Origin of the sequence: Actinopolyspora biskrensis, from assembly GCF_013408175.1 — a bacterium.
Lineage (GTDB): Bacteria > Actinomycetota > Actinomycetes > Mycobacteriales > Pseudonocardiaceae > Actinopolyspora > Actinopolyspora biskrensis.
Map to the genome: position 1 here is coordinate 1,033,905 of NZ_JACBYW010000001.1, position 25,185 is coordinate 1,059,089.

At 69.7% G+C, this 25,185-nt stretch carries 21 protein-coding genes and 1 pseudogene; 9 read left to right on the forward strand and 13 right to left on the reverse strand.

Annotated elements, in window-relative coordinates; genetic code table 11:
• The first annotated feature begins 255 nt into the window (after window positions 1-255).
• Window positions 256-930: an MmpS family transport accessory protein gene (locus tag FHR84_RS04465; RefSeq protein WP_179534114.1), complete on the forward strand. Its 675-nt coding sequence runs from the start codon at window positions 256-258 to the stop codon at window positions 928-930.
• A gap of 87 nt (window positions 931-1,017) precedes the next feature.
• Here FHR84_RS04465 and FHR84_RS04470 read toward each other — a convergent pair whose 3' ends face one another.
• Window positions 1,018-6,351 carry an AAA domain-containing protein gene (locus tag FHR84_RS04470; RefSeq protein WP_179534115.1) on the reverse strand — a complete coding sequence of 1,778 codons (5,334 nt, stop codon included), beginning with the start codon at window positions 6,349-6,351 and terminating at the stop codon, window positions 1,018-1,020.
• 444 nt (window positions 6,352-6,795) lie between these two features.
• A complete protein-coding gene (locus tag FHR84_RS04475; protein WP_179534116.1) occupies window positions 6,796-6,963 on the reverse strand; it encodes a hypothetical protein in 168 nt (55 codons plus the stop codon).
• A 231-nt stretch (window positions 6,964-7,194) separates the two neighbouring features.
• Between FHR84_RS04475 and FHR84_RS04480 the strand changes: the two genes are divergently transcribed.
• Together FHR84_RS04480 and FHR84_RS04485 are read left to right on the forward strand one after the other, a co-directional pair.
• Window positions 7,195-7,428: an SdpI family protein gene (locus FHR84_RS04480; RefSeq protein ID WP_246300259.1), complete on the forward strand. Its 234-nt coding sequence runs from the start codon at window positions 7,195-7,197 to the stop codon at window positions 7,426-7,428.
• Window positions 7,413-7,592 (forward strand): hypothetical protein, encoded by a 180-nt coding sequence (locus FHR84_RS04485; protein WP_179534118.1) that lies wholly within the window; start codon window positions 7,413-7,415, stop codon window positions 7,590-7,592. The genes FHR84_RS04480 and FHR84_RS04485 overlap by 16 nt, the downstream gene beginning before the upstream one ends.
• 97 nt (window positions 7,593-7,689) lie before the next feature.
• Here the strand turns inward: FHR84_RS04485 and FHR84_RS04490 are convergent, their stop codons facing one another.
• Window positions 7,690-8,442: a DUF427 domain-containing protein gene (locus FHR84_RS04490; protein ID WP_179534119.1), complete on the reverse strand. Its 753-nt coding sequence runs from the start codon at window positions 8,440-8,442 to the stop codon at window positions 7,690-7,692.
• Window positions 8,443-8,636: 194 nt separating this feature from the next.
• Between FHR84_RS04490 and FHR84_RS04495 the strand changes: the two genes are divergently transcribed.
• Entirely contained in the window at window positions 8,637-9,710 is a 1,074-nt protein-coding gene (locus tag FHR84_RS04495) for a glutathione S-transferase C-terminal domain-containing protein (RefSeq protein ID WP_179534120.1), read from the forward strand.
• Window positions 9,711-9,788: 78 nt separating this feature from the next.
• On the opposite strand, the gene FHR84_RS04500 is transcribed toward FHR84_RS04495, so the two are convergent.
• Both FHR84_RS04500 and FHR84_RS04505 read right to left on the reverse strand, forming a co-directional pair.
• Complete coding sequence (locus tag FHR84_RS04500) at window positions 9,789-10,253, reverse strand: hypothetical protein (RefSeq protein WP_179534121.1); 465 nt, start codon at window positions 10,251-10,253, stop codon at window positions 9,789-9,791.
• Between the two features lie 116 nt (window positions 10,254-10,369).
• The gene (locus FHR84_RS04505; RefSeq protein WP_179534122.1) at window positions 10,370-10,963 is read right to left on the reverse strand and encodes a helix-turn-helix domain-containing protein; all 594 of its coding nucleotides are present in this window, start codon (window positions 10,961-10,963) and stop codon (window positions 10,370-10,372) included.
• A 79-nt stretch (window positions 10,964-11,042) separates the two neighbouring features.
• Between FHR84_RS04505 and FHR84_RS04510 the strand changes: the two genes are divergently transcribed.
• Together FHR84_RS04510 and FHR84_RS04515 are read left to right on the forward strand one after the other, a co-directional pair.
• Window positions 11,043-12,062 (forward strand): NAD(P)/FAD-dependent oxidoreductase, encoded by a 1,020-nt coding sequence (locus FHR84_RS04510; protein ID WP_179534123.1) that lies wholly within the window; start codon window positions 11,043-11,045, stop codon window positions 12,060-12,062.
• A gap of 18 nt (window positions 12,063-12,080) precedes the next feature.
• Window positions 12,081-12,761, forward strand: coding sequence for a methyltransferase domain-containing protein (locus tag FHR84_RS04515; protein WP_179534124.1), 681 nt, complete (start codon window positions 12,081-12,083; stop codon window positions 12,759-12,761).
• Between the two features lie 53 nt (window positions 12,762-12,814).
• Here the strand turns inward: FHR84_RS04515 and FHR84_RS04520 are convergent, their stop codons facing one another.
• The 8 genes from FHR84_RS04520 to FHR84_RS04555 form a co-directional block, all read right to left on the reverse strand.
• Window positions 12,815-14,098, reverse strand: a complete 1,284-nt coding sequence (locus tag FHR84_RS04520) for an MFS transporter (protein WP_218861951.1) — start codon at window positions 14,096-14,098, stop codon at window positions 12,815-12,817.
• A gap of 328 nt (window positions 14,099-14,426) precedes the next feature.
• On the reverse strand, window positions 14,427-14,825 hold the full coding sequence (gene rbsD, locus FHR84_RS04525) for a D-ribose pyranase (protein WP_179534125.1): 399 nt from the start codon (window positions 14,823-14,825) through the stop codon (window positions 14,427-14,429).
• On the reverse strand, window positions 14,822-15,730 hold the full coding sequence (locus FHR84_RS04530; RefSeq protein ID WP_179534126.1) for a PfkB family carbohydrate kinase: 909 nt from the start codon (window positions 15,728-15,730) through the stop codon (window positions 14,822-14,824). Before FHR84_RS04530 ends, rbsD begins: the two co-directional genes overlap by 4 nt.
• The gene (locus FHR84_RS04535) at window positions 15,727-16,638 is read right to left on the reverse strand and encodes a substrate-binding domain-containing protein (protein WP_179534415.1); all 912 of its coding nucleotides are present in this window, start codon (window positions 16,636-16,638) and stop codon (window positions 15,727-15,729) included. Before FHR84_RS04535 ends, FHR84_RS04530 begins: the two co-directional genes overlap by 4 nt.
• A 159-nt stretch (window positions 16,639-16,797) precedes the next feature.
• A complete protein-coding gene (locus FHR84_RS04540; RefSeq protein ID WP_179534127.1) occupies window positions 16,798-17,778 on the reverse strand; it encodes an ABC transporter permease in 981 nt (326 codons plus the stop codon).
• Window positions 17,768-19,273: an ATP-binding cassette domain-containing protein gene (locus FHR84_RS04545; protein ID WP_179534128.1), complete on the reverse strand. Its 1,506-nt coding sequence runs from the start codon at window positions 19,271-19,273 to the stop codon at window positions 17,768-17,770. Before FHR84_RS04545 ends, FHR84_RS04540 begins: the two co-directional genes overlap by 11 nt.
• Entirely contained in the window at window positions 19,270-20,289 is a 1,020-nt protein-coding gene (locus FHR84_RS04550; protein ID WP_343075145.1) for a LacI family DNA-binding transcriptional regulator, read from the reverse strand. The genes FHR84_RS04545 and FHR84_RS04550 overlap by 4 nt, the downstream gene beginning before the upstream one ends.
• A gap of 635 nt (window positions 20,290-20,924) precedes the next feature.
• Complete coding sequence (locus tag FHR84_RS04555) at window positions 20,925-21,803, reverse strand: NAD(P)H-binding protein (protein ID WP_179534129.1); 879 nt, start codon at window positions 21,801-21,803, stop codon at window positions 20,925-20,927.
• Between the two features lie 940 nt (window positions 21,804-22,743).
• On the opposite strand from FHR84_RS04555, the gene FHR84_RS04560 reads away from it, so the two are divergent.
• The 3 genes and pseudogenes from FHR84_RS04560 to FHR84_RS04570 all read left to right on the forward strand — a co-directional run bounded on the left by FHR84_RS04560 (window position 22,744) and on the right by FHR84_RS04570 (window position 24,929).
• Complete coding sequence (locus FHR84_RS04560; protein ID WP_179534130.1) at window positions 22,744-23,301, forward strand: cysteine hydrolase family protein; 558 nt, start codon at window positions 22,744-22,746, stop codon at window positions 23,299-23,301.
• Complete coding sequence (locus FHR84_RS04565) at window positions 23,298-23,735, forward strand: hypothetical protein (RefSeq protein ID WP_179534131.1); 438 nt, start codon at window positions 23,298-23,300, stop codon at window positions 23,733-23,735. The genes FHR84_RS04560 and FHR84_RS04565 overlap by 4 nt, the downstream gene beginning before the upstream one ends.
• A 43-nt stretch (window positions 23,736-23,778) precedes the next feature.
• Window positions 23,779-24,929, forward strand: a pseudogene (locus tag FHR84_RS04570) (4-hydroxybenzoate 3-monooxygenase).
• Window positions 24,930-25,185 lie beyond the last annotated feature (256 nt).

A 25,185-nucleotide genomic window follows, 5' to 3' on the forward strand; every position in this document is an offset into this window, starting at 1 on the left:
GTACGGTGAGAATCTCACTCGGCGGGTTCTCGGCCTGTTCCGCCCGTTCGGCTTCCTGCAGCAGGGCCCTGTGGCAGCCCGATCGTCGAGACGGACTGCCTCGTTCCGGCGCTCACCGCGGGGCAGGATGTCCCGGTGCTGGTAGAGGTGCGCGTGTTCCGATCGTGCCTTTTTCGTGACTCCACGTCCCGAAAGGAGGTTGGTGATCGAGCCGATGTTCCTGGGGACGCTGTGGCGTTTTGATGAGGAGAGAGAGTGACGGACACGAATCAGCAGCCGGGGACGCCGGCTGCGGCGCCGAAGAACGGCATGGGCGTCACCGCCCTGGTGCTGGGGATCATCGGGATCTGCCTTGCCTGGATTCCGATCATCGGCTTCTTGGGATTCATCCTGGGGGCGCTGGCGATCATCTTCGGGATCATCGCCGTGGTGCGCTCCCACAAGGGCACGGCCACGAACATGGTCGTGAGCTACATCGGGCTCGTGACCGGAGTGATCGCCTTCATCGTCTCCATCGTCGTGTTCGCGGTGTTCGCCAACCAGGTGGACAAGCACTTTGACGATGTGAACCGGGGGCCGGGGGCGGACAGGTCGAGTTCTCCGTCCGGCACCAACCAGGACGGCTCCGGCGGCGATCAGGGTGGTTCCGGGGCAGGTGAGGTGGTCTACGAGGTCACCGGCTCCGGCGGCGCGAATTCCATCACCTTCGGCAGGGGTGGTCAGACCAGCCAGAACACGAACGCCGAGCTGCCGTGGTCGAAAACGGCCGAGGCCGCCGAGGGGATGGACTTCTACAGCCTGAGCGCCCAGAACGGGCAGGGTGGCGGCGACATCACCTGCAAGATCACCGTCGACGGGGAAGTCCTGGCCGAGAACACCAGCAACGGTCAGTACGCGGTGGTCAGCTGCAACGGCAACGCCGGATTCTGACCCCGCGCGGACACACGAAAACGCCCCGCGGTTCCCGTTCGTGCGGAATCGCGGGGCGTTTTGTGTGCTTTCCGAGCTGACGAGGGACTAGACCTCCTCTTCAGCCACCAGCGGTTTGATCGTCCGTAGCCGCTGCTGTGCTTTCGTGCTCAACTGTCGCCAGCCGAACCGGTGCAGCACGGCTCGGAACAGTCGTTTCTCGTCCTGCCAGCCGTGCTGGCGGGCCTGCTGGGCCAGCACGGTCGCCAGTTCCCGGGGCGGGATCTCGTCGATGGAGCGTGGCCCGGCGGTGCGCACGTGCACCGGTGGTTGTTCGGGCAACCGGAATGTGCGGTCCTTGATTTCGCTTTCCCCCAGTGGCGTGTCCTGCACCAGCATGTCGTTGTCCACCGCAGTGGAGATGGCGGCGTGGAGGGCTTTCGTGATCTCCTTGGTGCGCCGCCCGCCGTAGGCGCGGGCGTAGAGCTTGCCCAACCGATCGCCGAGTACCGGCCCCTCGACGGCCACGATCTCGCGCATTCCTTCGGCGAGCTGCTCGCGCGTGAGGCTCTGCGGATGCGGCAGTGCGCCGCTGTGCTCCACGTGGTCCGCGTGCTCGGAAACAACCCCCTCGTCGGTGAGCTCCGGATCCTCGGCACGGGGCTCCGGCTCCACGCCGTCGGCCGTGCTCGCGTGCTCGGCGACCTGACCTCCGCTGTTCACGACGGCCGGTGCGTCCACCACGACCGGCGAGTTCGCGGTGTCGTCGGTTTCCGTGCGGCGCGTCTCGGTCCCGGCATCCGGAGTGGTTTCCGGTGTGGACGGCTCCGCGGGTGCGGTGTCCGGCTCGACCACGGGGGCCGCGTCGGCGAGTGCCGCCTCCACGGTTTCCTCCACGGCCTGGTCCACGGTCTCGGGTTCGGCGCCCCTGGGGTGGATTCCCTGCTCGTGCAGGGCCTTCCACAGCGTCTCGAGCTCGCGGCCCTGGTCCACGTGGAACGAGGACTCCCGGATGCGGTGGAAGGTCCACCCACAGCGTTCCAGCTCACGCTGGCGGGCGAGGTCGCGTTCGTAGGCTTCCGGGCCGTGCCAGGCGTCGCCGTCGCACTCGACGGCCATCCGCGCCTTGGAGCCGATCACCACCAGGTCGATGCGGTAGGGGCCCACGGGGTACTGCGGGATCACCGAGTAGCCGCGGGTGACCAGCCGGTTGAACACCCGCTGTTCGAACAGCGAGTCGAACACGGTGTCGCGCTGGTCCTCGGAGACGGTTCCCACCAGCTCGCCGGAGTCCGTGCGGGCACTGCCGTCGATCATGCCGTAGCAGTGCTCGAGGAGCTGGAACCTCATGTCCTCCCGGTTGTGCAGCTCGGACAGGCTCACCGAGTGGAACAGCCAGACCTGGTCCTTGGCGCGGGAGACCGCCACGTTGTAGCGCTGCACGTGCTGCAGACCGGTCAGCGAGCTCATCCGCTTGTCCGCGCGCCGTGCCTCCACCATGGACAGGAACACCACGTCGCGTTCGGCGCCCTGGAAGTCGGGTGGTGTTCCGCAGCGCAGCCTGTGGCTCTCCATCTCCTGGGGGGAGATCCGCTCCAGCAGTTTGCGCTCGATCAGCCGGGCCTGCTGGTCGTCGCCCATCAGCGAGACGACCCCGAACGTCCTGCCCGCGTACCGGGGATCGTCGAGGCAGCGCACGATCTCCGCGACGACGGCCTCGGCCTCGGGCTCGTTGCTCTTGCCCGTCCGGTAGCCCTCGGTGACGTGGCGGGCCCGGAACGGTTCGAGCCTGTCGGCGTCGTACTGGCGCACCGGGCTCAGCGGAATGTTGTCCGGCCGGTAGGCGATGCGGTTGGAGAACTCGATGATCTCGGGCACGCACCGCCGGTGCTCGGTCAGCGTGATCTGCCCGCCGTAGCGCATCTTGGCGTCGTCGAACAGGCTGTGCTGCGGGTCCTCCCAGGAGGCCCTGTAGGGGTCGTCGGCGATGTACTGCCCGGCGAGCTTGCGCAGCTCGTCCTGGTTCAGCCCCACACCCATCGGCGAGACCTGCTTGTCGTCGCCGATGACGACCATCCGCGGTGCCATGTACTGCAGGAAGATCGCCTCCAGCCCGGCCTGGGAGGCCTCGTCGACCACGACCACGTCGAACATGTCCGGCCGGATCCGGAACTGCTCGGCGATCCGGTAGATCGGCATGATCCACACCGGCACGGAGGGGCGGCAGCGCATCATGGCGTCGCGGATGTCGGCACGCCGCCGTTCCGCGTGCGTGCCGGTTCCCTTGCCCAGGCGGCGAACGAGGTTGGAGTACTGGCGGAGATCGGCCCGCGCGTTGCCCCCGAGCCGTTCGGGATCGACCGCGTGGCTCCACGCCCGGGTGGCGCACAGCCGTTCGTTCTGCTCCCGGATGACGTTCTCGAGGCTGTTGATCCGGGCTTGCAGCTCGTTCTCGTCGGTGGTGTGCTGCTCCAGCACCCAGGAGCGCACGGCCAGCCACGACCAGGCCCGTTCGAAGTCGGCCAGTCGCTCGGCCCAGCGGCTGTCCTCCGGTTCCGCCTCGATCGCGGCGCGCAGCCGCGGCGCGGCCTCCTCCAGGCGCTGTTCCAGCTCCTCGCGCCGTCGGACCCGCCGCCTGGCCTCCAGCAGGTGCAGCAGCCTCCGGTGGTGCGCGGCGTAGGTCTCGTGGTCGCGGGCCCGCACGGCCTCGAGCAGCCCGTGCACGCACTCACCGGTGTCGGTCCAGCGTGTGGTCTCCTCCAGGTGCTTGTCGAGTTCGTCCAGCGGCGCGCTCGCGGTGGTTCTGGCTTCCACGGCCCCCGCGGCGTCGACGAGCGCGGCGTAGCGGCGCACCGCGGCGAGGTCGTTCCAGTCCGGTTGCGGCAGTCCGGCCCGGGCCAGCCGTTGTTGTTCGGTTTCCAGCTCGCCGCCGAGTTCGAGCACCCGCCCCAGCTGCTTGTGCTCGGTGATGTGCCAGTCGAGCCGCTCGCGCAGGGTGTCCTCGGCGGGGATCACCACGTCCTCGGGCCAGGTGCGGTCGAGCGCGGCCAGTGTTCTGTCGGCTTCCACCCAGTGCAGGAACGCCGACAGCTGTTCGACCGTGGTGGGTGGGGTGCCGTCGACCCGGACCTGGTCGAAGAGCGGTGCGGCGTGCTTGATCCACTTCGCGGTGAACAGACCGAGCTTCGGGGTGCCGTCGGCGCGGATTTTGATCCTGGCGCCCTTCCGCAGCTGCTCGAGCACCCCGTTGGCCAGGTTGACCAGTGCGGAGACGTCCCCGGTGGCCCGCACCTCGGTCAGCTGGTCCAGCTGGTTCAGCGCGGTCGCACAGCGGTTGACGAGCTCCTCGAGCTTGTCCGCGCGGGAGCGCCAGAGGTCACTTCGTCCCGCGAGCACGTCGTCCAGTGCCGCGCTCATCCACGTTTCCCGCCGGTGGGCGAGTTCGTCAGCGGTGTCGGCCAGCTCGTGCAGCCGGCCCCGCAGCGTTTCACGGGTGGCGTGGTCCAGCGCGCTGACCGCGTCGAACGCGGTGTGCTCCTTGAGCTCGTCGTACTGCCGCTCGTGGTCGCGGGCCTGTGCCTCGGCGTCCACCAGGTCGGCGAACTTCTCGGGAGCGGTGAGTTCGGCCGGTTCGAGCAGCCGTTGCCGTGCCCACGGTTCCTCGGCGGAGGTCTCCCGGTCGAACAGCGCGCCGTACCACTCGCCGATCTCGGTGTTGCCCAGCGGCGGGGTGCTGTCGGAGGAGGCGGTGACGAACTCGGCCAGCCACTCGTGGCGTTCGGCCTCGGCGGTGTGCTGCCGGGCGATCTCGGAGAGCGTGCCGTGGTAACCGGCCACGGAGTGCTCTTCGTGCTCGTGCCGGTGCGCCTCGATCAGCTGGTGGTGCAGCCGGGCGCGTTCGCGGCGGGCCTCGTCGATCCTGTTCGAGCACTCAGCGACGATCTCGGCGGTGCGGTCGCCGTCGTGCTCGTGGGCGTTGTCGGCGATGTTGTCCACGGCCACCCGCAGGTCGGACATGTCCTGGCGGGAGGTGCCGACCACCGCCACCGACAGGGGCTTGATCTCGTCGGGGAGCTTGTCGCGGACCTCCTGCAGCGCGCGGTCGGTGTGTGCGGTGACCAGCACGCGTTTGCCCTGGGCGAGCAGGTGGGCCAGCAGCGCGGCGGTGGTGTGGGTCTTGCCGGTGCCGGGGGGTCCCTGGACCAGGGTTTGCGGTTCGGTGTCGGCGTGCTGGACGACCCGCAGCTGTTTCTCGTTGACCGGCAGCGGGAGGAAGGTTTCCTCGTCGATGGTCTCCCGCTGCTTCGTGGCGGTCCGGTCGTCGGATGCGGAAGGCTGTTGGTCGGGGTCGACCAGCGGGCGGACGCCCGCGGGGACGGTGCCGTTCTCGGCGAGCTGTTCGGTGATCGAGTCGAAGATGCGCACGATGCCGCGCTGCGAGCGCTTCCGCAGGACGATCGCCGGTGCGAAGGTCGCCACGGGATACGGCTGCGCCTGGGAGGGTGTGTCCTCGTCGTGGTACTGCCCGTCGGCGTCGAGGGTGTGCACGAAGCGCCGGATCACGTCCGCGGGCTCGGCGCGGTCGAGCGGGTGGGTGGTGATCCGGGCGGCCTCGCTGCTCAGCTCGTTGAGCTTGCTCGCGTCCGTGATCAGTTCCGGGGCGAGCATGTCCCGTTCGAGGGTGAAGTTCTCCACATTTTCATTCGAACGTGTGAGGGTGATCGTGCCGGAGCTGTCGTCGAGCCGGATGTCGGCGGCCGTGGTCAGCAGGTGCCGCTTGATGCTCGACCCGTTGTTCGGCTGCCAGCTCAGGCAGCCGAGGCCGAGAACCAGTTCCAGGGATTCGGGGTTGTTGCCGAGTTCGGTGTAGGTGGTGAACAGTTCGTTGTACAGCCCGCGCACGGGCCGTTCGGACAGTTCCCGCTCGGCCCAGGACCGCCACTGTTCGATCCACTCGTCGTAGGCCCTGCTGATCTCCGGGTGGTCGTCGAGGTGGAGCCGCTCAGGTCCGGTCTGCTCGGAGTCGCGTTCCTGCTGCGGACGGGTCCCGTCCGGGATGCTCCTGTGCAGCTGTGGTGCCCGTTCGGGGGCGTCCCCGGGAGTGTCGAGCCACTCGGCCAGGGCCGTGGAGGGGGCAGGAGCGGGCCGGTGGGGCAGCCGCGCCACGCTGAGCACGTGGTCGTCCCCGTCCGGAGTGCTGTCGCGGCCCGCGAGCGAGATCGCCGGGTGGTGCGGGATCTCGGAGGTCCAGCGGACCCACTCGTAGTTCTCGACGGTGTGCACGGGTTTGGTGCGCAGCCGCTGGGATTCGGCGAGAAAGCGGAACAGCCGGCGTGCCCGGTCCACCAGCGGGTCGATCTCGGCAGCGTGTTGTTCGTCGTGGCCGTCGGCGTCGGGCCGGTCGGGGGAGTCCTGCTCCTCCGGTTCGCTGCCGGTGATCAAGGTTGCCTCCTCGTGGTGGGAGCGGTTCGGGACGAAAAGTGCTCGCGGAGGTTTTCCGGATGGTTCGTGGCCGGGCTTGCGACGCTGCCGATCCCCGAGCCGGCGGCGTTTCCGTACGGGGCTTCGACGTGTCCGGCCCCGTGACACCTCGGGTGTAGTTCTAACACCTCCCGCGGTGGGGCATCGCGGGCAGTCACGGTTTTCGCGGTCGGCTTTCCGTGGCGGAAAGGGCGGCTCGCCGCCGGTGTTCCGCGCCGAACGGGGTGCGGGGCCGGTGCGGACGTTATGGAGTTGTCGTTCGCGGGTGTTCGAACGGATGCCGGTTTCCCCGGATGACCCGGCAGTTCTGGGGTAGTGGTGGTGTGTCCCCGGATAGCGGGAGGTGGTTCTCGTGCGGGTGCGTGCCGACTGCGCGCGGCGTGTCGGCAGTGTGGACGGTGTTGCTCAACCGAAGAGTTTGGCGAGGAACCATCCGATGCGGCTGACCTTGCGCACGCGGGGGTTGTCGGCGACCCCGTGGATCTCCCACTGTTGCCCGCACGCTTCGCAGCGCCACAGACCGATTCGTGAGGTGTCCGGTTCGCACCGGTGCCCGTTGCGTCCTCGTCGCATAGTGTCGATCACACCACGAATTCGTCCGTGTGTCGGCGGTGAAACACCGTCGAATGAGGTGGCGGCCCGGAGTGTGGCTGGTAGTAGTGCCCGCTGTAGTCGGAAACGGGCTCGCGCCACCGGTCCCGCCTCGGTCAGCGGTCTCGCAGGTGTTGTCCAGGCTCGACGGACCGGGGCGATGGTGTGGATCATGCGGGTGGGGAAGCGGCGAGGTGTCGGCGGGAGGTGCGCATGGTCGGGCTCGGGGCGATGATCGGCCTGGCTGCCGGCATGTTGATGGTGGCCGGGGTCTTCGACGACGTTCGCCGGGGCACCACTCGGGGGAAGTTGGGCCGGAACCAGAGGGTCGGGCTCAGGACCAAACGGACCATGGCTTCCGAGCGGGCCTGGCAGGCCGGACACCGGGCGGCGGCTCCCTGGTTGTGGTGGGCTCTGCGCGGAGCGGTTACGTGCTGGCTCCGGTGAGTGTGCTGATCGGCGTCGTGCTCGCGGTGTTCGACACGGGTGGTGCGCTCGGAGTGATCATCGGCTTCGCGTGCTTCGCGGTCGTGATGGCGTTCGTCCTGGTCGGGACGCGCGCGGCGAACCGGGATGCCGCGAACCTGGCCGAAGAGCAGGATCACTGCTGATCGTCGTCCGGGCTCCGTCCGGTGCCGGGGACGGCCGATCGTCCTCTCCGGAGGGGAGCGCACGTGTCACCGGTGAGCGGCGAGCCGCCCGGCGGCATCAGCCGAACGGGGTGTCGGGGCGTTGCTGGTGCTCGCCGTCGAGGTGGACGTCCACGCGTTCGTCGTAGAAGCAGACCAGCCCGGCGATGCGCTGGCTCTCCGGCAGCGGTGTGCGGTAGATCCAGACCACGTTGGTGTGCTCGGCCTGCTCGGTGACCACGTTCCAGTAGGTCGCGGTCCCCTTGTACGGGCAGCGGGTCACGTGGTCGCTGGGGCGCAGCAGATCCATCCGCACGTCGGTCAGCGGGAGGTAGTAGCGGGGTGGCAGTCCGGTTTCGAACAGGATCCGCGGCTGGTTCGAGTCGGCCACGGTCGTTCCGTCGAGCCGCACCTCCACGTGCCGCGAGCTCGCCAGGATATCGACCCGCTTGTACGGGTCGCGCGGGTGGACGTAGACGGGCTCGTCCTCCTCGAACCACTCGTCCATCGAGTTCCAGTCGATCCGGACGAGGCCGCGCAGCCGCGTCAGCGGGGAATCCCGATAGCTGATCGCGGCGCCCGGGGCGCTGCTCGAGTCCGTGACCACGTCGTGGATCGTGCCTTCGCCCAGCCGCTGCGAGTGCCGCACCTCGCCGGTGTCCTTCAGCCCGGCGCGCACGTCGGCCGCAGGAACGTAGTAGGTGGGGTAGTAGGGGTGCTCCCAGACGAGGACCGGCTGTCGGGTGTCGGCCACGACGCGGCCCCCGAGCACGGCTCGCAGGCGTTTGCCGGACGTTTCGACGTGGATCTCCTCGCGGCTGTGCTCGCTCATCGGTGCCCCCGGTCCTCGTGGTCGTTGTGGTGCTCCTTTCCACCCTGCACCTCCGCGGCGGCTGGCCGAAACTGGCGCGGGCGGGTCTTCGTCGGCTCGGTGAGCGGGGCACTCCTGGCCGCCGGGTTCCCCGGCTCGGTGGGTGACGGGTTCGCACGGTGCCGACCGGGCCGAACCGTCGTAGTCTCGGGAGCGTGAGCGATGCCTCCGAGGGCGCGCGAAGCACCGCAGGGTCCGCGCGGCCCGAGCACAGCCAGGGTGGAGCGTACCCGGTCCGGGGCGAGGAGTACGTCCGCGACACCCGCTACATCGACACCCGCGTCACCGCCGACGGGCGCGACGGTTTTCCCGTCGAACCGGGGCGGTACCGGCTGATCGCCGCCCGCGCCTGCCCGTGGGCGAACCGGGCGGTCATCGTGCGCAGGCTGCTGGGTCTGGAGGACGTGATCTCGCTGGGCCTGGCCGGGCCCACGCACGACTCCCGCTCGTGGACGTTCGACCTCGATCCGGGCGGGCGCGACCCGGTGCTGGGGTTCGAACGCCTGCGGGAGGCGTACTTCCGGCGCGATCCGAACTACTCGCGGGGGATCACGGTCCCGGCGCTCGTGGACACGACCACGGGAGCGGTGGCCACCAACGACTTCGCCCGGATCACGGTCGACCTGTCGACGCAGTGGCGCGAGTACCACCGCGCAGGCGCTCCCGATCTGCTGCCCGCCGAGCACCGGGACGAGATCGCCGAGGTCAGCCGGTACGTGTTCACCGAGGTGAACAACGGTGTGTACCGCTGCGGCTTCGCGGGCAGCCAGTCCGCCCACGACGAGGCCTACCAGCGCCTGTGGACCGCGCTCGACCGGCTGGAGGACCGGCTGCGGAACCGGCGCTACCTCGTCGGTGACTCGATCACCGAGGCCGACGTGCGGCTGTTCACCACCCTGGCGCGTTTCGACGCCGTCTACCACGGGCACTTCAAGTGCAACCGCCACAAGCTCACCGAGATGCCCGTGCTGTGGGCCTACGCGCGGGACCTGTTCCAAACTCCCGGCTTCGGCGACACGGTGGACTTCGAGCAGATCAAGCAGCACTACTACATCGTCCACAGCGACATCAATCCCACCGGTATCGTCCCCGACGGGCCGGACCTGTCCGGGTGGACGGGTCCCCACGGGCGTGAGTCCCTCGGCGGGAGTCCGTTCGGCAGCGGCACCCCGCCGGGCCCCGTCCGGGAGGACGAGCGGGTGGACCCGGCCCACACCCCGTTGTCCTGAGTGCGGCACACGGGGGACGGGCCCACGAGTCCCCCGCCCCGGTGCTGAACTCCTGCCGGGCACGCGTGTTGCCCGGTTTCAGCGGTTGTCGCGGTCCGCGCGGCGTTCGTGCTCCTTCAGGCGGTCGTCGGTGCGGATGAACGCGCGGCAGTAGGCCTTGGCGACCTCCCAGAACGACGGTGCGCCCGAGTGGTCCGCGACGTTGTTCCGCTGGGCGGGCACGCGGTGGCGGACCGGGAGGCGCTCGACCCGGCCGCGTCGTGCTCCTTGTCCACGGGAGGTGGGGCGCGCGGCGCGGCTCAACACCAGGGCCAGGTGAGCCAGCGGTTGACGCGGCCAGTCGCCGAGCCCTTCCGGCTCTTCCGGAACCGCTGCGGGACGCGGGTGGGTCAGGGTGTGCCACTGCCCGCCCGCGGTTTTGATGACTCGCCGGGCCGTGGGGTCACCGGGCCGGTCGTCCGGATGCACCCGGACGGTGCCGGCAGGGTCGGTGGTGGGGTCGCTGCGGGTCGCCGATGTCTGCCTGCGGCTGTCGGGGGTCATCGCGGCTGCCCTCCGGTTCGGGTGCGGTGATGAGGACCGCTCTCCGGCCAGGGTGATCGATTCCGTCGAGGATGTGGAGCCGCCGAACGGATGGCACCGCGCGCCGGCGCAACGGGTCACTCGGACGTGTTCTTCCTCGGGGCGGCGCGCAGGTGGGCGCGTTCGCCCTGTTTGCCGAACAGGCTGAGGAACTCGACGGGTTCGGCGTCGGCGGGGCCGAACCAGTGCGGGACGTGGGTGTCGAACTCGGCGGCCTCGCCGGGGGTGAGTTCCATGTCGTGCTCACCGAGGACGAGCCGCAGCCGTCCGTTGAGGACGTAGAGCCACTCGTAGCCCTCGTGGGTGCGCGGATCGGGTTCCTGCCGGTGGTGACCGGCCGGGAGCACGATCTTGTAGGCCTGGATGCCGCCTGCGCGGCGGGTCAGCGGCAGCATGGTCATCCCGCCGCGGGTGATCGGCCGCGGGTGGATGCGCGGGTCGCCGGTGGGCGGGGCGTCGACGAGTTCGTCGAGGGTGACGCCGTGGGCCTTGGCCAGGGGGAAGAGTTGTTCGAGGGTGGGCCTGCGGTCGCCGGATTCCAGGCGGGAGAGGGTGCTCGTCGAGATGCCGGTCGCCGCCGACAGCTCGGTCAGCGTGGTTTCGCGCTGTTTGCGCAGCGCGCGCAGGCGGGGGCCGACCGCGTCGAGCGTTTGGTCGATGTCGTCGTCCATACCTTCATTTTGCCACATTGGCAATAAAGTTTGCCAAAATTGGGGACGGGTCAGCACGGTGGTCGTGGAGGTGGTCGTGATGACCGAGCAACTGAGCAACGACTACGACGTGGTGGTGATCGGCGGCGGGGCCGCCGGGTTGAACGCGGCGTTGATGCTGGCCCGGGCGCGGCGCTCGGTGGTGGTGATCGACGCGGGCGCTCCGCGCAACGCCCCGGCCGCGGGCGTGCACGGCCTGCTGGCGTTCGACGGGACGTCTCCGGCCGAGCTGCTGGAACGTGGCCGGGCGGAGGTGCGTGGTTACGGCGGAGAGGTGCTGGCCGGCGAGGTCGCCACCGCTTCTCGGGACCGGTCCGGGTTCGCGGTGCGGTTGGCCGACGACCGGACGGTTCGCGCGCGTCGACTGCTGGTGACGACCGGGCTGGTCGACGAGCTGCCGGACATCCCCGGCCTGCGGGACCGGTGGGGGGAGGACGTGCTGCACTGCCCGTACTGCCACGGCTGGGAGTTCCGGGACCGGGCGATCGGGGTGCTGGCCACCGGTCCGATGTCGGTGCACCGGGCGCTGCTGTTCCGCCAGTGGAGCGCCGACGTCGTGTTCTTCGCCCACACCACGGCGCCGCCGACCGGTGAGGAGGCGGAGAAGCTGGCCGCCCGCGGCGTCAGCGTCGTCGATCGCGAGGTGGCGGCCGTGGAAACCGCCGAGCAGCGCCTCACCGGCGTGCGGTTGGCCGACGGAACGACGGTCGCCCGCGAAGCGCTGGTGGTCTCGCCGCGGATGACCGCGCGTGCCGGTTTCCTGGCCGAGCTCGGGCTGCGTCCCGTCGAGCACCCGGCGGGAGTCGGGGAGCACATCCCCTGCGACGCGGCAGGACGTACCGAGGTTCCCGGGGTGTGGGTCGCGGGCAACGTCACCGAGCTGTCCGCCCAGGTCGGCAACGCCGCTGCGGCGGGGGCCGCCACGGCGGCCCGGATCAACGCCGAGCTGGTCACCGAGGAGACCGAGCGGGCGGTCTCCGCCCGCAGATCGCCGTTCTCACCCGAGAACGAGGCCCGCAACTGCGAACTGGTGCTGGGAGAACGCCGTCACGGACTGTGAACGGGGAAAGGAATCGTTGTGTCCCGAGAATTCGACAGGGCGTACTGGGAAGAGCAGCACAGTGGCCACATCGCGGCCCGCGCCGATGATCCCGATCCGCAGCTCGTGGCCGAGCTCGACCGGCTCGCCCCCGGTACGGCACTGGACGCGGGTTGTGGGCGCGGTGCCGAGGCCTGCTGGCTGGCCGCGCGTGGTTGGCGGGTGACGGCGGTGGACATCGCCACTGCGGCGCTGCGCCGGGCGCGTGAACGCGCCGGGACGTTCGGCGCCGAGGTCACCGGCCGGATCAGCTGGGTCGAGGCGGACCTGACCGGTTGGGTTCCCGAGGAGGAGAGCTACGACCTGGTCACCAGCCACTACGTGCACCCGGCGGGCTCGCGCGAGGTGTTGTTCCGCCGGTTGGCGGCGGCGGTCGCGCCGGGCGGCACGCTGCTCGTCGTCGGCCATCACCCGTCCGACTCCCACTCCGCCGCGCGGGCGTCGGGCCCGCAGGTGCACTTCACTGCCGAGGAGATCGCGGCCGACCTCGATCCGCGGCGGTGGGAGATCGTCGTCGCCGAGACCAGGACCCGCTCGGTCGCCGAGCACGCTGATCACGCCGAGCACGCCGGTAATCACGGTCACGAGGGGCGCGGCAATCACGAGGGGAACGGGATCGTTCTGCGGGACACCGTCCTGCGGGCCCGCAAGCGCACGTGACTCCTGACGCGCCGGAGAGCGCGGGACCTCGGCGGGGGGTGTGCCAATTTTGCCTATAACTGGGAGTTGTCCCCAGCCGCGGCCCCCTCGCTCCGCCCGGCCCGGAGTTTTCGGGTTTGCGGGACGAGCCCGGCCGTGGCCAGGATGCCCGCACCCACCCACAGGGCCCCTGCGGCCCCCACCGGTCCCGCGATGATCCCCGCCGCGAACGGCAGGGCCACCTGGCCCACGCGGTTGCTCATCAGGCGCAGCGCCAGGGCGGTGCTGCGGGCCGTTTCGGGTACGGCCGTGACCACGTGGGTCATGGTCAGCGGCTGTCCCACCCCGAGGAAGAAACCACCCACGAGCAGTCCCGCCGCCATGCCGAGGGCACCGGTCGTGGGCAGCGACACGACCAGCATCCCGGCGGCGGCCACCGAGCAGCTCGCGGTCACCAGGGTGGTGCGTCCCAAGAACCGGAGCAGGCGGTCGAGAAGCAGGCGGGAGGCGATGGAGGCACCCGCGCGCAGCGACAGCAGCAGCCCGACCACGGCGGGGGCGATCCCCCTGCTCTCGGCGATCAACGGAAGGTACGCGGTGATCAGGTCCAGACCGGCGAGCAGAGCGAGGCTGACGAAGAGGCCGGACGGTACCCCGGGCATGCGCAGCAGCGCCGTCGTCGAGGGCTTTCGGGTGGTTTCCGCGCGAGAACTCCCCCCGTTGCGGATTCCGGACAGCAGTGCGGGCAGCAGCGCCAGCAGCGCCGCGGCCGCGGCCACCCAGAACGCCTCCGTGGTGGCCTGTGCCAGGTGCCGATCGTGTGTGCCGCCGAGCAGCAGGCCCGACAACGCCGGGCCCACGAGCTGCCCCGCGGAGGCGGCCGCGGTGAACCATCCGAAGTTGCGGTCCAGGCTGTGCGCCGGGGAGAGCGCTGCCACGGCCCCCTGGGCGGCGAGCATGAACACCAGGTGCCCCAGCCCGAGCACCGCGTTGGACGCGGCAACGGCGAACACCGAGGCGGTCACGCCCAGGGACGCCGCTCCGCCCGCGAGCAGCAGCACGCCCGCGGCCAGGATGATCCAGCCGCGACGGGTGCGGTCGGCCATTCGGCCCAGGGGGACGGCGACGAGCACAGGAAGCACGGCGAAGGCGGCCGTGACCAGGCCGATCGAGAGCCCGTCGCCTCCCAGGGCGATCACCCGGTAGGAGATCAGGGGGCGGATGAGGTTCAGGGCGGTCTGGGTCAGCACCGTGGTCAGCAGGAGCAGCAGGAGCCATCTGCCGCCGCTCGTGCCTTCGGCGCGGTCTCGGGCACCGTTCGCGGTGTTCGTCAGGCCGCCGGGCTCCGCAGCGGTCACCGTGGTTCCCTCATGCCACGAGTTCACCGGATGCGGGTCGGTACGGCCAAGTGTCCACCCCGTGATCGGGAGACTGCTCACACCGCCGGATGGGGCCGGGTCCGCTCTTCCCGGAACCCGGACGCCCCCGGCTCCGCCCCGTGGAGCTCTCCTCGGCGTGACACAGACCGGCCTTCATCGGCGGCGGAGCGGCCGGGCTCGTGGCAGGGGTGCCGGTGGGCCGTTCGGCCGCGGTGCCGGCGCCCGCGTAGCCACTGTCGGCCTGGCCACCGCTCCAGAGTCTGGTTCCGAGCATGCCGTGGAGCCCGGTGCACGTCCGGAGTCGGTCTCACCGGCCGAAGGCAACACCGCAGTGCAGCACCACGTTCGCGTAAGGCGTGGCCTCGCCCGTTCGGACAGCGAACGCGCACTCGCCGACCAGGGACTTGAGGTCCTGGTGCGGCACGTTCCGGCCCGGTCCCAGCCGGTCGGCTTCGGCGGACAACAGCTGCAGGCAGGTTTCGCCCTCGGACTCCGAGGCGTAGGTGTGCGCCTCGACGACCAGCTCGTCCAGCAGCGCGGCCAGCGTCTCCTCGAACGTCGGTACGCCGTGGACCAGAGCGAGGTCAACGGTCGGCACCTCGGCTTGGATGGGCAAGCCGCAGTCCACGACGGCCACGCGGTCGGTGTGGCCGAGAGCCGCACAGTGGGCCGCGAGCTCGGTGTTGAGGATTCCGGTTCGTTTCACGGGAGCTCGTCCTCTGTGGTCGGATACGATGGTTGCGCGCCCGGGTGCCGTACCGAGTACGCACCTACCCGGACGGCATGTGAGGTGGCCGTGAGCAGGTCGTCGCCCGCGGCCAGCCGGGCTACCAGCCCGCCGATGAAGGCGTCACCGGCACCGGTGGTGTCCACCGCACTCACCGACGGTGCCGGCACGGCCCGCGCCCCTGACTCGTCGGCCACCACGGCACCGCGCGGGCCGAGCGTGAGCACGACCGATCGGATCCCGGAGGAAGCCAGCGCGGTGGCCAGCTCCGCGGGCTCCTCCGGAATCTCGAGCGCCAGGGCGGTGGCGACCGCCGCTGCCTCGTGCTCGTTGAGCACCAGCGGGTCGACCGTTCGCAGCACATCGGGGGCGATCTCACCCCATGGAGCGAGGTTGAGCACGACGCGGTGGCCGTCACTGCCGGCTCGCCGGACCGCGGCTTCCGTGGTTTCCCGCGGAAGTTCGCCCTGCAGGAGCACGATGCGCTGTTCGGCAGCTCGCACCACGGCGGACCGTACGTCCTCGGGCGTCACGGAAGCATTGGCGCCGGGGAGCACGACGATGGTGTTCTCGCCGTCGGCGGAGACGGTGACGGCCGCGAGCCCCGTGGGAGCTTCCGTGGTCACCCTCAGTTCCTCCAGGTCGACCCCTGCGGTCCGCAGCCGCTCGGTCGCGATGGCAGCGTCGCTGTCCGAGCCGACAGCGCCCACGAGGGCGACCTCAGCCCCCTGGCCCCGGGCGGCGAGGGCCTGGTTGGCGCCCTTGCCGCCCGGGGCGCGCTGCCCGCTGTCGCCGAGGATCGTCTCGCCGGGACGCGGGTGGTGCGGAACTTGTGCGAACAGGTCGACGTTGATCGACCCGATCACCGTGACATGTGGGCTCACTGGCGGAACTTCTCCACGTTCTGCTTCGTGACCGTCTTGACCTCGACCGACCGTTGCTCGGGCACCTTCTTGCCCGAGACGGCCTTCTCGGCGAGGTTCACCGCGGTCCTGCCGAGCTTGGCCGGCTGTTGGGCGATCGTGGCGGCCATCTCGCCATCGGCGACCGCCTTCATCCCCTCTTCGGTGCCGTCGAAGCCGACCACTTCGACCTCCTGCGCCGCGCGATCGCTGAGTGCCTGGACGGCGCCGAGGGCCATCTCGTCGTTCTCGGCGAAGATCCCCGCGACATCGGGATTGCTCTGCAGCAGGTTCGTGGTGACGTTCAAAGCCTTGGTCCTGCTGAAGTTCGCGGGCTGCTTCGCGGCGACGTCGATGTCCGAGTAGGACTCGATGCCCTGGTCGAACCCTTCACCGCGCTGGCGGCTCGCCGATGTCCCCGGTACGCCCTGCAGGGCGATGACCTCGCCCTTCTCGTCGATCGAATCGGCCAGCGCGGTCGCCGCCTTCTTGCCGCCCGCGACGTTGTCGCTGCGCACGGTGGAGGTGATTTGTTCGTCCTGAACCGAGCGGTCCACCGCGACAACGGGGATGTCGGCGTCGAGCGCCGGTCGAACCGCGGCAGCGGCGGCCTTCGAGTCGACCGGGTTGATCAGCACGGCGTCGGCGCCTTGTGTGACCGCGTTGGCGAGCTGGTTCTGCTGCGTCGTCGCATCGTTCTGGGCGTCGACGACCTCGATCGTGACGCCCGCCCGCTGCGCGGCGGCTCGGGCGCCGTCGCGCAACGAGATGAAGTACGGGTTGTTGAGTGTGGACACCGCGAACACGATCTTCGTGCCCTCGTTGCCACCACCGCGGTTACAGGCCGCCGTCATGCCCACCGTGAGGCACGCGATGAGGGCGACCACCATCGCACGGACCAGGCGTGTTGTTTTCAACGGAACTCTCCTCCGGGAATCGGATCGGGGCGGAACTTCGGGATTTGGCGGAATGGCTCGCTCGGCTGGTCGGTCAGCCGGCACGTGAGTCGCGACGTCTCGCCGCGTCGCCGGGCACCGCGAGCAGCGGCCTCAGGAAACCCTGCGGCGCAGTACGTCAGCGCCAACGGCGAGAGCGATGACGAGTCCGATCACGACCTGCTGCCAGAACGCGGAGACGTTGAGCAGGTTGAGACCGTTGCGTATGACGGCGAGCACGAGCGCTCCGACCAGGGTCCCCGTGGCCTTCCCCCTGCCGCCGGCGAGGCTCGCACCTCCGATGACCACGGCCGCGATGGCGTCGAGCTCGTAGGTGTCGGCAGCCTGGGGCTGGGCGGATTCCAGGCGCGCGGCGAGGACCAGTCCCGCGATCCCCGCGAAGAGGCCGCTGAGCGCATAAGCACGTGCGGTGATCCGCTTCACCGGCAGTCCGGACAGTCGCGCGGCTTCGTGGTTGCCGCCGATGGCGTACAGCGAGCGGCCGAAGACGGTGCGGTTGAGCACGAAGGCGGTGATCGCGAACATCACGAGCATCACCAGGATCGGAACGGGCACCGGTCCGATCTCGGCGCCCAGCCAGTTGATCTCCGGCGGCATCAGTACCGGTCGCCCACCCGAGATCACCAGCGTCAGGCCGCGTGCGACGGACAGCATCGCCAGTGTCGCGATGAAGCTGGGCAGCCTGCCGTAGGCGACAGCCAGGCCGCTGACCAGCCCGGCGAGCATCCCGAGGACGGGACCTCCGACGAGCCCGAGAACGCCGGGCAGGCCCGTGGCGGCTATCCACCCCGACCCGATGGCCGACAACGCGGCGACGCTGCCCACCGAGAGGTCGATCCCGGCGGCGACGATGACGAGGGTTACGCCGAAAGCGAGGATGGCCACCACTGCTGCCTGATTACCGACGTTGAGCAGGTTGCGGGCCGTGAGGAACTCGGGGGTGGCGATGAACATCGCGAGGCAGATGACCAGCAGGCCGACCAGAGCTCCGTTCTCCGCGAGCAGGGCGCTGATCCGCTGCCTGGTGGATCGCGTCTCCGCCCGCGGGGGGCTGGTGGTGGTGTCACTGGACATGGGTGGGTTCGACCTCCTTGACCGCGAGGGACATGACGGCGTCCTGGGTTGCTTCCGCACTCGGCAGTTCCCCCGCGACTCGACCGCCTGCCATGACGAGTACCCGGTCGCTGATGCCCAGGACCTCGGGGAGCTCGCTCGACGCGAGCAGCACGGCGCCGCCGTTGCTGGTGAGAGAGTTGATGAGCTCGTATATCTCGACTTTGGAGCCGACGTCGACCCCGCGGGTCGGCTCGTCGAGAAGCAGCACTCCGGAGCCCGCCAGCAACCAGCGGCCGAAGACGACCTTCTGCTGGTTTCCGCCGGACAACGAGCCGACGGGCCTGCGCACGTCGTCCGTTTTGATCTGGAGCTGGTCGGTGACCTCGCGGGCTCGACGTCGTTGACCACGAAGGTCGGCAAGGGGCCCGCGGGATGTTCGGGACAGGGTGGCCAGACCGAGGTTGTCCTCCACCGACAAGTCCAGCACGAGACCTTGTTCCTTGCGGTCCTCCGGAACGTGACCGATGCCCGCCGAGACAGCGGCGGAGACGTCCTGGCCCCTGACGGGGGCGCCGTCGACGAGGACCTGCCCGGTGTCGTACTTGTCCACTCCCGAGATCGCGCGCAGCACCTCGGTACGTCCCGCGCCGATCAATCCGGCTAGCCCGACGACCTCCCCGGCCCGGACCGAGAAGCTGACCTCGTCGAACCGGCCCTGGCTGGAGAGCTCGCGCACCTCGAGACGGGGCCGCCCCGTCGCGGGAGCCCGGCGCGGGTAGAGCTTCTCGATGCCTCGGCCCACCATGAGGCGCACGAGCTGGGACTCCGGCGCGTCGGCGGGCACCTCGTCGACGAACGAGCCGTCGCGCAGGACGGTGACCGAGTCCCCGACCGCGGCGATCTCGTCGAGGTGGTGGCTGATGAACACCATCCCGACACCACGGTCTTTCAGGCTGCGCAGAATCTCGAAGAGGTGTTCCGTCTCCGTGCTGGTCAGCGCCGCGGTGGGCTCGTCGAGCACGAGCAGCCGGGCGTCGACGCTGAGTGCCTTGGCGATCTCGACCAGTTGCTGGTGGGCGATGCCGAGGCTTGCCACGGTGCGGTCCAGGTCCACCCGCAAGCCGATCCGGTCGAGGGCGTCCTGCGCGATCCGACGCATCTCACCGCGGTTGACCAGTCCCAATCGACGCGGGGTGCGCCCCAGGGTGATGTTCTCGGCCACGGTCATGGACGGCACGAGGTTGAGCTCCTGGTGGATGGTCGCGATCCCGAACGACTCCGCCGTGGCCGTGTCGGGGATGCGCACCGGCACGCCGTCCACGAAGATCTCGCCCGCGTCCGGTTCGTGAACACCGGCGATCATCTTGATCAGCGTCGACTTGCCCGCACCGTTCTCGCCGAGCAACGCGTGCACCGTTCCCGCGTGCACCGTCAGATCCACGCGATCGAGGGCTTTGATACCTCCGAACCGCTTGTGCACACCCGAAAGCTGGAGCAGTGGGGATGCCGTCACGATCTCCTCCTCGCTCGTAGAGCCGTTGATCCGGCGCCGCAGGAGCCACGTACCGTGATCCGCACCGGAAGACATGCGTCCTGCGCGTCCTGGCCGTCCATGCGCGCCTGCAAAGTGTCGAACGCGCGCATCCCGAGGGCGTGCACGTCCTGGCTGATCACGGTCATGGGGGGGTCGAGCAGCGGGAACCAGTCCGTGTCGTCGAAAGACACCAGAGCCACGTCATGACCGATCCGCAGGCCCTGCTCCCTGATCGCCTGCAACGCTCCGAAGGCCATGAGGTTGTCCCCGGCGAAGATCGCGCTCGGTCGCCGCGGCAGGTCCAGTAGACGGGTCGCCGCCCGATAGCCGCTGGCAAGCTGGAAATCGCCCTCGACGAGGCAGTCCTCCCGGGGACCGCATCCGTGACCGTGCAGCCTCTCGATCGCCGCGGCGAAGCGCTCCTGGCCCGTGGAAGTCGCCTGCGGTCCGGAGATCAGCGCGATGTCGGTGTGCCCGAGACCGACGAGGTGGTCGATCATCAGCTGTGAGCCCGCCCTGTTGTCGGAGTGCACCACGGGCGCGTCGGCACCGGTTACCCGACGGTCGAGCAGTACCACCGGAATGTCCTCGGAGATCTCCTCGAACGCTCCGCCTCCCTGGGGGACGATGATGAGTCCGTCCACCTGTTGCATGGTCAGCGCGCGCAACGAGTCGGTCTGGCGCTCGACTCGCTCGTCGGCGTTGGTGGTGATGACGGCGATGCCCTGCTCGGCCGCGGCCTGCTCGATCGCATAGGAGAGCTCGGAGAAGAAGGGGTTGCGCACGTCCGAGATGAGCAATCCGATCGTGTCCGTGCGGTGCGTGCGCAGCGAACGGGCCGCCCGGTTCGTCCGGTAACCGAGCTCGTCGACAGCGGCCTGTACCTGCGCCACCGCGCCGGCCGAGACGGAGTCCGACCCGGTCAGCGCGCGTGATGCCGTGGCCTGTGAGACACCGGCACGCGCGGCGACATCGCGGATCGTGACCACGGACACCCACCTCCTCGCCGACTCTTCGGTGGAAACGTTTCCATCGGCGGCGCAGTAGAGCAAAAGGAGCCGTCGCCGTCAAGAGCGCCGGGGCGGTCGTGCGGACGGACGGCGTACCCGGACGCCGGTTGCGGTCGTGCGCGCGCTCCCCGGTTCGTCCCTGCCGGGGAAGGATTGCGCGGACAAAGTTTATGTCCTTTAAGGATAGTCTTTCGGTGTTGTTTTCCGATTCGATTCCCGGATCCGCGCGGGAGGGGGGAACACGTTCGGAACGTGGGTGACTGCGGGGAATTTTGGAGGTGGTGAGAATGTTTCGCCCGAGATCGGTGACCGCGCGGATGTGCTCCGCGGTGACGGTATTCTGCGGAGCGAGGTTCGTGTCGATAGCGCCGGTTTTCGGCGGGGGCGAAAAATCCGGTTGTCATCGTCGCGCTCGCGAAGTGTTCCCGATTTTGCCTATAATCGGGAGTTTTCCCCAGGGGCGGCGGCCAGGGGCGGAGTCCGGACGAGTCCATATCGGCCGCTCCGGCTCCGCCCCGCCCGCGGGGTGCGCTGTTTCTCGGCGACTGCGATCGGGTGGTCGACACGTCGCGAGGAGATGTCGCCGACGTGTCGCCAACCAAGCACCGTGCGGCGAGCTGTCACCACGCCGTGTTCGGCTCGGGCCACCACCCCGTGTTCCGCACCGGGGTCGCCGGGGAACCGGTCAGCCGGGGGACGACGTCGGTGACCGCGGAGATCTCGTCGCGGGCGATGGCCTGGAACCAGGAGATCCACGCTTCGATCTGCGCGCCGCTGACGCCCAGCCGCCACCGCCGTTCGAAGGCCTCCTCGAGGCTCTCGTCCTCGTAGCGGTAGGGCTTGCCGGTGGATTCGGCGATCCGGGAGACCATCTCCTCCAGGGTCAGGGCTTCGGGACCGGTGACGTCGAGGACGGCGCCGTCGTGCTCGGTGTTGTCCTCGTCGAGGGCTGCGGCCGTGATCGCGGCGGCGATGTCCTCGTGGGTGACGAAGGCGGCCCGGCCGGAGCCGCCCGGTCCGCGTACGACGAGCTCGTCGTCGGCGAGAGCGGCCGGGGTGGAGGCGTAGAGGCCGGAGCGGAACACCGTGTGGCGGAGCCCGGATCCGGTCAGGAACTGTTCGGTCAGCCAGTGGTCGCGGGCGTTGCGGTAGGTCGCGATCACATCGGCACCGATCAGCGATACGTACAGTACCCGGTTGATGCCTGCTTCCCGTCCGGCCTCGACGGCGGTGGCGTGTTCCTCCAGCCGTTTGCCGGTGGGGTGCGAGGAGATCAGCACGAGGGTGGAGGCGCCCCGCAGTGCCTGCCGCATGGCCGCTTTGTCGTCGTAGTGAGCCGGTCCGCGCGGCTCGGCCCCGACGAGCTCGGGCAACCGGGACGGATCACGCGCGACGAGCAGCTGAGGAGCACCGCGCTCGGCGAGTTCGGCCGCGATCCTGCTGCCCAGCGCACCGGTGGCCCCGGTGACCGCCACGGTGGGGTGGTTCTGCTCCGGCATGTCGCTCCTCTCTCCGGAACCGCTGTGCTCGCGGAACCCGCGCTGTTCGGATCGGGTGGCCTCGACGAGCGTCGCCACCCCCCGCCGACCGTAGCCGCTTCTCGAGGGCAGGACCGGTGATCAGGCACCCGGCGAGTGGTGGAGCACACGAGGAAGCGCCGGAGCGGTGCTCGAGCGCGGTTTCATGCCGGGAAGTGCTCGCGGAGCGCTCTCCCGCGTGATCCGGCCCCGGGGACTCCCGCGAAGCGCTGAGGTGCACCGCCGGTGCCCAGGATCCGGTCGCGTCACGCACGGTACCGCTGATCACCGGGTCGGTGAGTGCGCCGATCTCGCCGATCGTGTTCCCCATGCCGCCGAATGCCGTGGCGTGCTGTTGTTCCGGCACGAGGTCGGCGGTGAGTGCCTGCGACATCGGCTGCACGGTGTTGCGGAAGAGCCCGGTGCCGGGCAGCAGCGCACCGGGCGGACGTCCCAGCGGTTCACGCCCCGCTCGCGCCCGAGCAGCTCGCGCAGGCCGCTGGGTAACCGGGTGAGCACGTATCCGGCGAGGAACAGGCTGCCGATCAGCCCTCCGAGCGCGTGTGGTTCGGTCGCCGACCGCGTGAAGGCGACGTCGTTGTCGATCACCCACGTGACCACGGGACCGGTGAGCGAGCGATCGGCTCAGGCGAGCAGCCTGCCGAGGCACAACGCCGTCCACAGTGTGCGGCACCCGTGGAGCCCGTAGGCGGTGGTGGGGTGCGGGCCTGCTCGGCACCCGTCACAGCGGTATCTCACTTAGCGAGTTGTCCGGAATGTTTAATTACGAGCACCGTGATGCGCTGGCTGTCGATATGGAAAACTGGCTTTAAACAGTCAGTACTGGAAGCGTTGACAGCTTTTTTTCATTAAATTTAATCTGGTTTGCGGCGCAACGGGACAGTAACGAGGAGGGGCGTCCGTGGGCGCAGCCACCGAGCACGCCGACGTCGCTGAACGTTGTCGACGCGCGGGAATCGGTGAGCCCGTGCTCCGTGGCACCGGGCCGGCGGTGCTGTTCGTGGACTTCACTTCCGGGGTCGTCGACCCGGCGAGCCGGATCGGCGTGGACTTGGACGGCGAAGTCGCCGCCACGGCCCGGCTGTTGCGGGTCGTCCGTGCGACGGGGGTGCCGATCCTGTTCACCACGATCCTCTCCGAGGGAGGGGAAACCACCGCGTGGCTGCGCAAAGCACCGGGCTCCGGGGGCCTGCGGCGCGGGACCACGCTGGTCGAACCGGATTCCCGCCTCGACGGGAGCGCCGACGAACCGCTCCCGGAGAAACGCGCGGCGAGAGCGGTTGCGTCCGGGCGAGCGTGGTGCACGCGGCGCAGTACGGCTACCCGGCCCTGGTGGTCTCCGACTGCGTTGGGGGACCGCGCCGCGGAACCGCACCGGGCCGGTCTCGACATCCAGGCCGAGTACGGCGACGTCGTCGAGCTCGGCGACGCGCTCACCTACCTCCACGGAGCAGCATGACGACGCAGCGGATCGGGCTCATCGTGCCGAGCTCGAACATCACCATGGAAACGGAGGTCCCGGCGCTGCTGGGACACGAGGACCGCGCGTGCCACTCCAGCAGCGCGGCACCGCACAACGTCGACGCGGAGTCGCTGCACGCGATGGTCGGCGAGGGCGACCGGTGCCCCGGTGAACTCGCCGACGCGGGCACGGACGTCATCGGGTACGCGTGCCTCGTCACGCTGATGGCCGGGGCTCCGGTGCGCACGAGCGCGTCGAACGGGAACTCGGCGCCGTCACCCGTGGAACCGGTCCAGCGCGCGCTCGGCCTGCCCGTGGTCATCGCGACGACCGCGACGGCACGTGAACCGCTCCGCGCCACCGGAACCGCCCCGCGGATCCCGGGCGGTGGCGCGGCACTCGACGAGGAGGTGCGTCGTGTCGAACACTGACACCACGGTGGTGATCCTCGGGGCGGGACCGGCCGGGCTGACGGTGGCGAACCTGCTGCACGCGCGGGGAGTCGACACGGTCGTGCTCGACCGCTGCACCCGCGAGCAGATCGTGGGCCGCTCGCGGGCCGGGCTGCTCGAGCGCCGCACGGTCGAACTGCTCGACAGGAACGGTCTGGCCTCCCGGCTCTACGCGGAAGGTGCCGTGCACCGTGGCTGCGAGTTCCGTTCCGCGGGGACGAGCTTCTTCACCGATTACTCCGCGCACCACGGTGGGACACCGCACTGGGTTACCCGCAGCAGGAGATCGTCACCGACCTGCTCGACGCCTACGAGGCCGCGGGCGGGACCGTGCGCTGCGCCACCACGGTGGGATCGGTGCGCGAGGAATACGGTCACGTCGTGGTCGAGTGCGTGGACGGCGCGGTGTTCCGGGCGGACTACGCCGCGGGCGCCGACGGTCAGCACGGTGTCAGCAAGCACGGCGTTCCCGCCGAGGCGATCACCGAGTACACCATGCGGCACGAGTTCCGCTGGCTGACCCTGCTCGCCCACGCCGAGCCCTCCGCGGAGCACACGGTCTACGCCCAGCACGAGAACGGCTTCGCCGGTCATCTGCTGCGTTCGGACACCGTGACCCGCTTCCACCTGCAGGTCCCGTTCGGCGACACGATCGAGGACTGGCCGGACGAGCGCATCTGGACGGAGCTGAGAACCAGGCTGGCCAAACCTGGATGGACCCTGAACGAGGGCGAGATCTTCAGCAAGAACATCCTGGAGATGGAAAGCCGGGTCGTCGAGCCGATGCGGTACGGCCGGGTCTTCCTGCTCGGGGACGCCGCGCACATCATCACGCCCTCCGGGGGCAAGGGGATGAATCTCGCCATCGCGGACGCGGCCGAATTCGCCGACACCGTCGTGCGGCACCTGCGATCCGGTGACGAGGCCGAGCTGGACCGGTATTCGCAGCGACGGGTTCCGGACGTCTGGAAGGCCCAGGAATTCAGTCACGCGTTGCTGCACATGATGCACACCTACTACCCGTCCGACTCGCCGGACGCGGCTTTCCGGCAGAAGCTGCAGCAGTCCCGGTTGTGGCAGTTGCGGAACTCGCCCGCATACGCGCGGAACTTCGCGGAGAGCTACATCGGACCGCCCCTGGACGGGCTCCCCGGAGCGGAGGCACAACTGTGACGGAAACCGTTGGCACGAGCGAACACGTGCACGCGAACGGACCGCGGCACCACGTCCTCTCCTGCGGGCGCAGCCCACTGCTCTCCGGGGCCGGCCGGGATCCCCAATCGACCAGCCGCGCGGCGTTCCTCGCCCCGTCCGATCAGGCGGCCCGAGCGACGTCCCGTGCCACTTCGACGTCTCCGTGCGGGACCGTGATCTCCACCCCGACGACGAGCCGGTCGTGCGCGGTGGCGACGTCGTGGTGCCGGACATG